This is a genomic window from Flavobacterium sp. F52, from assembly GCF_000278705.1.
GTDB classification, from domain to species: Bacteria; Bacteroidota; Bacteroidia; order Flavobacteriales; family Flavobacteriaceae; genus Flavobacterium; species Flavobacterium anhuiense.
The window spans coordinates 1-12,816 of the sequence record NZ_AKZQ01000001.1; the positions used below are offsets into that span (position 1 = coordinate 1).

The 12,816-nt window shown below is 34.4% G+C and carries 7 protein-coding genes; 4 read left to right on the forward strand and 3 right to left on the reverse strand.

Annotated features, from left to right (window positions below):
• Nucleotides 1-170: 170 nt before the first annotated feature.
• Nucleotides 171-1,187, reverse strand: coding sequence for a proline-specific peptidase family protein (locus FF52_RS00005; protein ID WP_008461881.1), 1,017 nt, complete (start codon nt 1,185-1,187; stop codon nt 171-173).
• 171 nt (nt 1,188-1,358) lie between these two features.
• On the opposite strand from FF52_RS00005, the gene FF52_RS00010 reads away from it, so the two are divergent.
• Together FF52_RS00010 and FF52_RS00015 are read left to right on the forward strand one after the other, a co-directional pair.
• Complete coding sequence (locus FF52_RS00010) at nt 1,359-7,097, forward strand: T9SS C-terminal target domain-containing protein (RefSeq protein WP_008461883.1); 5,739 nt, start codon at nt 1,359-1,361, stop codon at nt 7,095-7,097.
• Between the two features lie 3 nt (nt 7,098-7,100).
• On the forward strand, nt 7,101-8,015 hold the full coding sequence (locus tag FF52_RS00015; RefSeq protein ID WP_008461886.1) for a type IX secretion system membrane protein PorP/SprF: 915 nt from the start codon (nt 7,101-7,103) through the stop codon (nt 8,013-8,015).
• Here FF52_RS00015 and FF52_RS00020 read toward each other — a convergent pair whose 3' ends face one another.
• Nucleotides 8,016-8,657, reverse strand: coding sequence for a response regulator transcription factor (locus tag FF52_RS00020; protein ID WP_008461888.1), 642 nt, complete (start codon nt 8,655-8,657; stop codon nt 8,016-8,018).
• A gap of 12 nt (nt 8,658-8,669) precedes the next feature.
• Nucleotides 8,670-10,862: a sensor histidine kinase gene (locus tag FF52_RS00025; protein WP_008461890.1), complete on the reverse strand. Its 2,193-nt coding sequence runs from the start codon at nt 10,860-10,862 to the stop codon at nt 8,670-8,672.
• A gap of 290 nt (nt 10,863-11,152) precedes the next feature.
• On the opposite strand from FF52_RS00025, the gene FF52_RS00030 reads away from it, so the two are divergent.
• On the forward strand, nt 11,153-11,599 hold the full coding sequence (locus FF52_RS00030) for a PepSY-like domain-containing protein (RefSeq protein WP_008461892.1): 447 nt from the start codon (nt 11,153-11,155) through the stop codon (nt 11,597-11,599).
• 139 nt (nt 11,600-11,738) lie between these two features.
• Complete coding sequence (locus FF52_RS00035; protein ID WP_008461893.1) at nt 11,739-12,767, forward strand: LacI family DNA-binding transcriptional regulator; 1,029 nt, start codon at nt 11,739-11,741, stop codon at nt 12,765-12,767.
• Nucleotides 12,768-12,816: the final 49 nt, after the last annotated feature.

Here is a 12,816-nt window from a genome sequence, read left to right on the forward strand (position 1 = left end):
TGCCCTAGAACTTTTTCCTGACTAAGCGGTGGGATGGAAAGGGCTCCTTTTAAGGGATGTGAGAGCTTCTTATCCCTTCATTCGCAAAAGATCCAAGGGACAACATAACCCAAGGGAAAATGCCGTGTTTTTTAAATGCTTTAAATCAGTACTTTATGTTTTTTAGGAAATTAAAATTTGTGACTATCTACATCATTAATAAACTGAATTACGCCGGTCATAAATACTTTTTGATCGTCCCACATTGCCAAATGACTTCCGTTTGGGCAGTATAAATAACGTCCTTTTTTAACTAATTTGCTCTGTTCTTCCATTGCTTTTGGATCCATAGTATCATATTTTGCTCCAATCATTAAAGTTGGAATAGTGATTTCATGCAGTCTGTTTTTAATATCCCATTTAGCCAGACGCCCACTAATACCAAATTCACTTGGTCCTTGCATGAGTGTATATATTTCAGAATTAACATGTTTACTTGCACGATTTAATCCGTCTGGCCATTCTTTTAAGCGACATAAATGCTCTTGATAGAAATTTGGAATCAATAATTCCATATATCTTGGATTGCTGAAATCTTTTTTAGCTTCTAAGTCTCTAATTTCTTTTAAAACTTCTGGTTTCATTTGTTTTGCCAGAACCTCATCGGCATATTTACCATATTCTGGAGCACTTGCCATCATATTAGCAACTAGCAATCCTTTCATATTTTGTTGATATTTCAATGCATATTCCATTGCTAGTATTCCGCCCCAAGAATTTCCCAATACATAAAAATTGTCCTTATCAGCATTAATGGCTTTTCGAACTTGCTCTACCTCATCTACAAATCGGTCAATTGTCCATAAACTGCTGTCTTTTGGCTGATCACTATAGTATGATCCTAGTTGATCATATTCGTAAAACTCAAATCCTTCACGCTGGAAGAATGTCTCAAAGCATTCCATATATTCATGCGTCATTGCTGGGCCTCCGTGCAGTAGTAAAACTTTAATTTTTGGATTATTGCCAAAACGTTTTGTCCAAACTTTAAATTCTCCAATGGGTGTTTTTATTGGTATCATTTTTACCCCTGCAGTTTCTACTTTTTCTTTCTCATATGTAAAATAGTCTGATAAGATATTAGTATTGTTTTCATTTTTACAAGATGTTAAAAGCAAAAGAGAGGAAAGAGCAATGATACTACGCATGATTTTAGTTTTTAATGGTTTAGACTAATTTACAAATTAAATTCGCAGTGTACTTTTTGATTGTATTATTTTATGTGGAATTTAAAAATCACTATTTATAGTGATGTGAGAGAATTAGCGAGATTATAGTTTTGCGCTTTAAATAGTATTTGCAAATTATAATACCTCAGCATGGTCGAATTTAAGATTTTAACTAAAAAAACAAATTTAATTTTACTGCTTATCATTTCTTTTTCTTTTGTAACAGTTTATGCGCAGGAAAAAGATTTTACTAAGTCAGATTCAAATATTGTTACGCTTATTAATGATAATAATATGAAGTCAGTAAGTAGAAAAATAAAAGCTGTCACCAAATTTACTTCTAAAATAGCCAAATCTGCTGCTGATACAGAACCTCCCATATTGATTTGTCCTCCAAATCAGAAATTGACTTGTGGGATGCTTGTTCCGAGTTATTTCGATCTGTTAACTGTAAATGATAATCTTGATACTGAAATAGATGTAACTCAATATCCTGGAGAAGGTTCTTTTTTTTATGATGGAATGGAAATTCAATTTACGGCTAAAGATGATGCAGGAAACACAAGCAGTTGCAGCATTATTATTACTTCTGTTAATCCAGATGTAGCTCCTCCAACATTTACTTGTCCGACAAATATTAAATTAAATTGTGGCGATGCTATACCAAATTATGCAATAAGTCCCATTATGAATCTCAAGGATGATTGCAGTATTAATTTAAAATATAAAATGACTCCCGCAGCAGGAACCATTTTTTATGGTAATCCAACTCCTATTGAAATAGAGTATTCTGATAAAACTGGGAATAAATCATATTGTAATTTTACCATTACTTCTAATCCAGATGTTATAAAACCAGTTATTTCAAACTGTCCAGGAGTTCAGTTTTTGGCATGTGGATCAGTTCTTCCAGATTATAAAACCTTGCTGACAGTTAGTGATAATTGCGATGGAATTCTAACTATATCTCAAACGCCATCTCCAGGAACTGCTTTTACGCCTGGAATGACAGTTACTCTTATGGTAAAAGATGCTTCAAATAATACTTCTGCTTGCAGTTTCGTAATTAATGCTTCAGCCGATACTGTAAAACCTGTTATAACTAATTGCCCTAGTAATCGAACTTTAGCAATTGGGGATGCTATTCCTGATTACTTGGGCTTAATACATGTAACAGATAATTGTGACACTAATCCGACAGTAACGCAAGTGCCGATACCGGGAACTATTTTTACTTCAGGAACGAATGTAGTTATTTCAGCAAAAGATGCATCAGGAAATATATCAGTATGTAATTTTTACATAAATCCCTTGGGGGGAGATTTACCCCCAATCTTAAGCTGTCCTTCAGGAATGGAATTGTACAAAAATTCAACGTTACCAAACTATATATCCTATTTAACTGCTTTAAGTGATGACCTTACAGATAATTTTGATATCATTTTTACGCAAACTCCACCTCAGGGAACACTTTTTACAGCAGATACAAATGTTACCATTACAGCTAAAGACGCATCAGGAAACATTAATTTCTGCACATTTTTAGTAAAATTAAGGACTGTTAAGCAGGATATTGACTGTAAATCGGCTTCTATAAATGTGAATAATCTATACGGTGAAAATGGATTCTCTATTTATGGCGAAATTTTAACCAGAGAAGCTGGGTTTAGCGTTAATAACGCCGGAGATGTAAATGGTGATGGAATAAAAGATTTAATTATTGGAGCTCCTGGAAATTATAATCCATGGTATGGAGCTTCAAAAATTTATAAGATAATACCAGGTGCTGCTTATGTAATATTTGGCAAAGCTTCGGGATTTGCACCAAATATTGATTTAGGCTTACTGGATGGTACGAATGGTTTTGCGATACGAAATGACATTTCGTCTTCTAATTTTCCTTTAACAGGATACGATGTCAGCAGTGCGGGAGATATAAATGGCGATGGAATTGGAGATTTTATGGTAAGTGATCCATACAGACATTCTTCCTACGGTCCAGAAGCTGGGCATACCTATATTATATTTGGGAAAAAAAGCGGTTTTCCTGCCGAAATAAAACTTTCGTCGCTAAATGGTTCTAATGGTTTTACTCTCATAGGCAATGAAAATTATGCAGCTACAGGATCAAGTATAGATCTTATAGGAGATATTAATTCTGATGGTTTTCAGGATATTGCAGTTATTACTTCAGGTTCGGGAGCAGTGAATGGCAAGTGTTTTGTTGTGTACGGCAGAGCAGGAGGATTTCCGGCAATATTGAGAACTTTTGAACTTAACGGAACAAATGGATTTACAATTGAAGGAGATGCTTCTACGGGAAAATTGGGTCGGTCGGTTTCTGGTTTGGGAGATGTCAATGGAGATGGGATTGTAGATATTGCTTTAGGCTCTTATAACGGATCAGATCAAAAACGTAAGTATGTTGTTTTTGGACGCTCCAATAACTTTCCAGCAAATTTTAATATTTCAGCTTTAAATGGAACAAACGGATTTATAATTGAAAACTCAGAAACTGCTTTGGATTCTTATAATGGAATTGAAAAAGCAGGAGATTTAAATAACGATGGCATTAATGATATTGCTATTACAGGACAGTATGTTTTGTTTGGGAAAACTGTTTTTCCTGTTCTAGTAGATTTAAAAAATCTTGACGGTACTAATGGCTTTAAAATAAACGGTGTAAGTGCTGGTAATAGTTTTGGTTACGCTGGAGATTTTAATGGCGATACTATTGATGACTTATTTGTGCATGATCCTGGAACTACTTATATCTTTTTTGGAAAGAAGATTTGGACAGCTACTGTAAGTCCAAGTACCGATAAGAATTTTAGAATTATGTCTGATTATCTTTACGAGTATAGTGTAAATTATGCAGGAGACGTTAATAATGATGGTGTCAGTGATATTATAATTGGTAATCCTTACAATTCCTATGGTTCAAATTTGAAAGTAAATTATAATCCAGGAAAAGCTTTTGTTGTTTTTGGAAAAAAAGTAACAGATACTCAGAAACCAGTTATAGCCAATTGTCCTTCTAATGAAGTTGTTTCAACTGGATTTCCTATTCCAGATTATAAAAATGTTATAACCGTTACAGATAATTGTGATTCAAATCCGACTGTAACGCAAGTTCCAGCGCCATGGACAATTTTTGATGGCGTCACCAAAGATGTCACGTTGACCGTTACAGATAAAAGTGGAAATTTTGAGATTTGTACTTTTAAAATTTCAAATGATGCTGATACCGAGGCGCCTGTTTTAACTTGTCCTTCAGATCAGTTGCTCAATTGTAAAAGTTTAGTTCCAAATTATTTGAATTTGGTTACAGTTTCTGATAATAAAGACACAGCACCCATACTAACACAAGATCCAATTGCAGGAACTGCTTTTACAGACGGAATGGTCATCACAATTACGGCAAAAGATGTTTCCAATAATAGTTCCACTTGCAGTTTTAAAGTTAACGCTTCCGCAGATGCGACAGCGCCAGTAATTGCGTGCATAGGAGATCAGATTTTATCATGCGGAGCAGTAATTCCAGATTATAGAGCTTTAATAACCGTTACAGATAATTGTGACGCTACACCTGTAATTACGCAGAATCCAATAGCTGGAACTGCTTTTACAGATGGAATGGCCATTACAATCTCTGCAAAAGATGCATCCAACAATGAATCGTATTGCAGTTTTAAAGTTAACGCTTCCGCAGATGTGACAGCGCCAGTAATTGCGTGCATCGGAGATCAGATTTTATCATGCGGCAGTACAATTCCAGATTATACGCTTTTAGTTACAGCAAATGATAATTGCGATCCTTATCCTGTGATTACTCAAAATCCGTCTGTGGGAAGTGTTTTTACAGATGGAATGGCCATTACAATTACAGCAAAAGATGTTTCCAATAATAGTTCCACTTGCAGTTTTAAAGTTAACGCTTCCGCAGATTTGACAGCGCCAGTAATTGCGTGCATAGGAGATCAGATTTTATCATGCGGCAGTACAATTCCAGATTATACGCTTTTAGTTACAGCAAATGATAACTGCGATCCTTATCCTGTGATTACTCAAAAACCGTCTGCTGGAACTGCTTTTACAGACGGAATGACCATCACAATTACAGCAAAAGATATTTCCAATAATAGTTCCACTTGCAGTTTTAAAGTAAACGCTTCTGCAGATGTTACAGCGCCAGTAATTGCGTGCATAGGAGATCAAACTTTATCATGCGGCAATATAATTCCAGATTATACGCCTTTAGTTACAGCAAATGATAACTGCGATCCTTATCCCGTGATTACTCAAAATCCGTCTGCAGGAAGTGTTTTTACAGATGGAATGGCCATTACAATTACAGCAAAAGATGTTTCCAATAATAGTTCCATTTGCAATTTTAAAATAAACGCTTCCCCAGATGTGACAGCGCCTGCAATTGCCTGTTTAGGAGATCAAATCTTATCATGCGGAGCAATAATTCCGGATTACACAGCTTTAGTAGTCGTTACAGATAATTGTGACGCTTCGCCAGTAATTTCGCAGAATCCAATAGCAGGAAGTGTTTTTACGGATGGAATGACCATTACCATTACAGCAAAAGATATTTCCAATAATAGTTCCACTTGCAGTTTTAAAGTAAACGCTTCTGCAGATGTTACAGCGCCAGTAATTGCCTGCATAGGAGATCAGACTTTATCATGTGGCAGTATAATTCCAGATTATACGCCTTTAGTTATAGCAAATGATAACTGCGATCCTTATCCCGTGATTACTCAAAATCCGTCTGTGGGAAGTGTTTTTATCGACGGAATGGAGATTACGATAACAGCCAGAGACGTTTTTAATAATCAATCCTATTGCAGTTTTAAAGTTAATGCTTCTCCTGATATAACAGCTCCGTCAATTACTTGTATTGCAGATCAGAATTTAAACATTGGAGATGTTCTTCCAGATTATCGAACGATGATTACTGCAACTGATAATTGCGATTCGAATTTAACTGTCACACAAATTCCGTCTTCTGGATCAAATGTAACTGACGGAATGAATGTAACAATTAATGCTTCAGATAATAGTGGAAATAGTACGTCGTGCACCTTTAAAATTAATGTTGCAAAAGATACACAGCCACCAGTTTTTACTTGCATTGCAGATCAAATGTTTGACTGTAGTGTAAGTCAGGTTCCGGATTACACCAAAATGATTTTTGCAAGTGATAATACAGATCCAAACCCTGTAATAACGCAGTCTCCAGCGCCAGGAACAGCATTTTTAGACGGAATGACTATTACCATAAAAGTTTCAGATAAAAGTAACAATGTTTCAGCATGCTCCTTTCAGCTTTTCAGCTATCCAATTTTTGTTGATGCAGGACAAGATGCAGAAATTAATCAAGGAGACTCTATTCAATTGTATGCTACTGCTTTAGAAGATGGTGTTTTTTCATGGTCGCCTGCAACAGGATTAAATAATAGTAAAATCGGAAATCCAATTGCTAAACCATCAGAAACTACAACTTACAAAGTAGTTTTTACAAACAAAGAAGGCTGCGAAACAGAAGATTTGGTAACTGTAACTGTAATTCCTCCTATTGAAAAAGATGAAACTAAATATGGTTTTTCTCCAAATGGAGACGGAATTAATGATTTTTGGGAAATTGACGGAATAACAGATTATCCAGAGAATGAAGTCCTGATTTACAGCCGTTGGGGGGATTTGGTTTACCATACAAAAGGTTACGACAACGCCACCAATGTTTTTAGTGGAATTGCTAATAAGAGCCGAAATCTTGGAGCCGATCAGCTTCCCGAAGGAACTTATTTCTTTGAAATCCGTGTCAATCAGCCCCATCATTTTAAGAAAACCAAGGGATATCTTGTTTTAAAACGTTAATTCATGAAAAGTAAATTCAATATAATCTTAGCTTTATTTATAATCATCATTTTTTTAGAAAGAGCCTATGGACAGCAAACACCTGTTTTTTCAAGTTATAATTACAATGCCGTTTTAATAAATCCAGCCCATGCCGGATATTATTCGGATATAGATATTGCCATGACAACCAACGGGTATTTCAATTCGGTAGAAGGAAGTCCCAAGAATTTTGATCTTTCAGTAAATAAATTGACATGGGGAGAAAAAATAGGATTAGCAGCAGGGATTTCACATGACCAAATAGGAGTGACTCATACAACCAATTTTTTTACTTCATATTCGTATAAAATTTACTATGATCCTGATTATAAATATGGCAAATGGTGGGCCTACGATCCTAGTATTGTTTCATTTGGAGTAACGGCAGGAGCAATGCTTTACAACGAAAACCTGACCCGATTGGATCTTGAAAACGATCCAGAATTTCAGGAAAATGTAAACAGTTTTACGCCTACTTTTGGTGTTGGATTTTTGTATAACAGAGATCAGGTTTATTTCGGTTTATCATCTCCAAATTTGTTAAGTTCTGCTTTTAATTCGAGCAATAACACCCATTTAAAAAATGTCTATTATAGTTATTTTGGGTACAAATTTTTTACCAATCGTTTTGAAGAAGTACTGATAAACCCAAGCGTATTATTTAAATATGTTGAAGGAGCACCATTTCAGACCGATCTAAATCTTTTAATCAATTACAAAAATAAAGTAGAATTTGGCGGAGGCTATCGAACTTCAAAAACATTGAATTTTTTAGCCGGTTTTCACCTTTCAGACAATTTCAGGGTTATCTGCACGTATAATAAATCAATCGATAATGTAGTAATTCCCGACACTTTTGGATTAGTTTTAAACTACAGGGCAGGAAAGGGATTTTAGTTAATCAACTAAACCATTTTCGACTGCGTATTTTACAAGACCCGCCGTATTTTTAGCATTCAATTTGGACAATAAATTACGGCGGTGCGTATTTACGGTATTTAAACTAATAAACGTTTTTTCGGCAATTTCTGCCGTATTATACTCATGTGCAATCAACACCAGAATTTCTTTTTCTCTCGAACTCAATTCAGTTAAATTTGAAACCTGTTTTTCAATTCGAGAACTATTCGAAAGGTGCTTTTCTTCTAATTCTTCTGCAAAATAATTTTCTCCCGAAGCAATTGTATTAATAGCCTTTAAAAGCTCTACTTTTTCAGCATTTTTCAACAAATATCCATTCACCCCAATTCGAATTAGTCTCGAAATAACCATCACATTGCTGTGTGTGCTTACAATCAATATTTTGACATTTGGATACTGTTTTTTGAGGATTTTACTCAATTCAATTCCGTCCATTTCAGGCATGCTGATATCCAAGATAACAAAATCTACAACTCCCTTTTTAACGATTTCAAGCGCTTCAATTCCGTTTATTGCTTTGTCGATAACGGTAATATTAGGTTCCTGTTCCAAAAGAGCAGTAATTCCCTGAAGAAACATCGTATGATCGTCGGCAATAAGTAAGTTAACTGGGTTCATTCAACAAATATATTAGTTGCTTTTCAATTCATCAAGCTGATTTTTCAAATCAATTCCTTTAATTTTCGTTTTAGGTTTAGGCTCTGCGATCGGAATTTCGATATTAAAAATGGAACCTCTTTTTAGTTTCGAATCAATTGCAAAAGAGCCATTTAGTTTTTTGATTCGGTTCTCGAGATTAATAAAACCAATTCCTTTAGAGTTATTTTTCGTTTCAAAACCAATTCCATTATCTTCAAACATAACATTCAATATATTTTCAATATAGTTCAGCTGGATTTCCACTTCCGAAGCCTTTGCATGCTTAATCGTATTCGTTAAAAGTTCCTGGATAATTTTGAAAACCTCAACCTGAATATTTTCATCCAATTCATTAATTTCTTTCTTCGGATAAGGAATATACGAAATCTTGATTTTGCTTGCTTCACTGATATTTTTCAAATACGATTCGAGAACTTCTAAAAAATTATTCTGGCTGAATTTCTTTGGAAGAAGAGTATGCGATAAATTTCGAACCTGCTGATACGTTTCATCCAATTGAAGACTGATTCTTTGAATAGTAGAGAAATCTGAAGCATTCAAATGATTGACTTGTAGTTTAATAGCAGCTAAGTTTCCGCCAATACTGTCGTGCAATTCCTGCGAAATACGCTTTCTTTCCTTGTCTTGTCCCCTTATCGAAGCTTTTATCAGTTCTAATTCCTGTTCTTTTAGAATGCCATCAATTTTTTGAGAACTGACTTCTGCCTGTTTGATATTCAGTAAACGCTGAACTTTAAAACGTTTGTAATACTGAAACAAAAGACCCATTATAGGTATAAGTAAAACTAGAAAAGCAATAACCGTAAACCATCGCATTTTTTTCTGCTGATTGATTTCTAAAGCTTTCAATTGCTGATCTTTCTTTAAAAGAGCAATTTCATTTCTTTTTTTATTTGATGAATTCTGAAATGCCAGAATTGTATTTTCGTTATTTTTCTTCGAAATTTCCTCTTGCAGAATCATGTTTTTTATGGCTTCCTCCTGATTGGCAAGCGTCAGTTTTCTAGCTTCGTTTTCAAACTTTAAAGTTTCGATTTCTTTTTGTTTTTGTGCCGTTTTGTATTTGACTTCTAACTCATTAATCTCTTTTATTTTCTGAAGATTATTGATGGAATCTTTTATGTGTGTCGATTTTTCAAAAAATGAATAAGCACTTTTATAATCGTCCTGTTGAATAGCGATTTTTCTCAATTCATCATAAATATAACTCTGATTTTGAAGCAGGCCAAAATAAACAGATTTTTGAAGCGCTTCAGAAAATATCAGTTTCGCTTCGTTATATTTTTTCAAAGAAATATAGGTATCTCCAATACTGCTTCGGGAAACAATCGAGAGTTGGTTTAGTTCGCTTTTATCAGCAATAGCAAGTGCTTCCTGAAACATTTTTAAAGCTTCCTGAGATTTATTCTGCAGTTGATAATTCTCTCCGAGACCTAATAAAACAATAACCCGTCCCTGATTATTATTGGTTTTTTCGCAGAGCACTTTTCCTTTTTTGTAAAAAATATTGGCATTGTCATAATCTTTCAGTTTCGAATAAATATCGCCAATATTGATATAACTTCCTAAGATAATTTCGTTGTCATCTTTATATTCCAAACATTGTTTGAACAATTTCAGTGCATTGTCGTAATCGCCCAACTCACTGTACGTCTGTGCTAAACCGTGCGTATGAGTATAAAAAAGATTTGTTTCGTTATATTTTTGAGAAGCTTCAATACCTTTTAAGTGCCATTTTTTACTTTCATTCAGCAAACCTCTTTTTTTATAATTGATGGCCAGCAAATTATAACCAAGTGAAAAAAGCCTGCTTTTTAATGAATCATTTACAGCGGTATTAAATTTTAAAGCCTGATGAGTATAATAAATAGAAGAATCGATAATGGCTCTTTTATTGAAATAATAAGCCAGAAGGAGATTAGTTCGTGCGAGAACTCTATTGTCGACAGTGCCCGATTTTAAAATGGAATGCGCTTTTTTGTAAGCCTTTTTCTCTTCACCTTTATTGTACAAATCATAAAGTGCCAGCGTATTTTTATCCTCTTTAATTTTTGCGGGATTTCTGGAAATAAAAGTCTTCTTTTTCGTTTCAATCTGAGCCTGCAGACCAAACGAAAAAAAGATGAAAATCAATAAATATAATCTTCCTGACCAGATTGCCATACGTTTTGGGTTTGTATCCTAAATAAAAAATAGAATAGTTTTTAAAGTCTTGTAAACTTGGGATTTAAGAAGCCAATTAATTTCTGGCTTGGAGGTAAAAGTACTACAAAACAATCAAAATAATATTTCTAAAAATAAAATTTTTAAGCAAAGTTGTGATATTAATTGTTTTTAAAATCTTTGTAAATCAGGTTTTTATGGTTGATTAAAAATCTAAAACTTTCTTAAAATCATTTGAATGCATTTTTGGTTGTAGTAAATTAGTAAGACCACATTTAAAAAATCAAATTATGAAAACGAAGATATTTTTAGCCATAGCATTGCTTATTATAACAATCTCGGCCAGCGCACAGAAAAAAATCGAAGTAACCGAACTGCCAAAACCGGCACAGGAATTTCTAAAGAAGCATTTTAGCCATACTTCGGTAGAAAAGGCTCAGAAGGATCCCGAGCATGGTGAAAAAGGTTATGAAGTAAAACTGAAAGACGGAACAGAAGTGGAGTTCTGGAAAGATGGTTCATACCGTGAAGTTGACGGCGGAGACAACCCAATTCCAACCGATTTTATTCCAGATAATATTAAGGCTTATGTAGCCAAAAATCATCCGAACGAAAAAATAACGCACATCGACTATGGACACAAAGATCTTGATGTCGATCTGACTAATAAAATTGATTTAGAATTTACCAAAGAAGGTAAAATTCTAAAAGACAAAAAGAACAATGTTCAAAAATAAAGGATCAGGACAGAAATTAATATTCCTAACCAACTGCTATTTATAAGACGTTGGTTGGGAATATTTTGTCTAATCTCAGTTTTTCTAAAGAACATCTTGAGAGAAAATAGTTTATATTTACATCTTTATTTTTTATTTCATGGAAGAAAATAAACATGTAACGATTTACGACATTGCCGAGAGACTTAATCTGGCCACATCTACTATTTCACGAGCTTTAAAAGATCATCACACGATAAGTGATAAAACGATTAAGAAAGTGAAAAAAACCGCTGAAGAAATGGGTTTTGTCCCAAATACTTTAGCAGCAGGTTTACGTGGCAACAAAACTAGGACAATTGGTGTTTTGATTCCTACCGTTACACAGCCCTTTTTGTCTTCTCTAATTAGCGGAATCGAAATCACAGCTCAAAAATCGGATTATACGGTAATTATTATGCAGTCGCATGATTCGTATGAAGAAGAAGTGAATATGGCGAAATCTTTGTACTCAAATCGCGTAAGCGGCGTAATTTGTTCTCTAGCGATGGAAACCAGAGATACGGCTCATTTTCATCAGTTTTCAAACAATAATATTCCGTTGGTTTTTGTTGACAGGGTTCCAAAAGGTTATAATACTTTCAGAGTTGTAATAGACAATTATACAGCAGGCTACAAAGCAACCAAGCACCTTATTGAACAAGGCTGTATTCGTATTGCTCATTTTACTGCTGGTTCAGAATTAGGAAATCTGTATAACGAAAGAAAAAGAGGTTACATAGAAGCCTTAAAAGATCATAATATAGAAGTAGAAGAAGAATTGATTATCAATTTGAATTCGGTTACTTATGAAGACGGCGTAAAAGCCAGTAACGCTTTATTCGATTTAAAGCCACTTCCAGACGGATTGTTTGCGCCAGGAGATATTTTGGCTGTAAGCGCTGTTCAAACTGCTAAAAAACGCGGTATTAAAGTACCCGAAGAATTTAAAGTGATTGGTTTTAATAATGACCCAATTTCGCAGATTATAGATCCGAATTTATCGACTATTACGCATCCAGCTGAAAAAATGGGAAAGGCGGCGGCAGAAATTATCATTAAAAATTTAAAATCGTCTAAAAATGACGATGCCAAAGAAATCACTTTTTTAAATACAGAAGTACTCGCAAGAGAATCTACTCAGAAATAAAATTCTAAATAGTAAGGCTTATCATTGGTTTGATAGGCCAATAACTTTT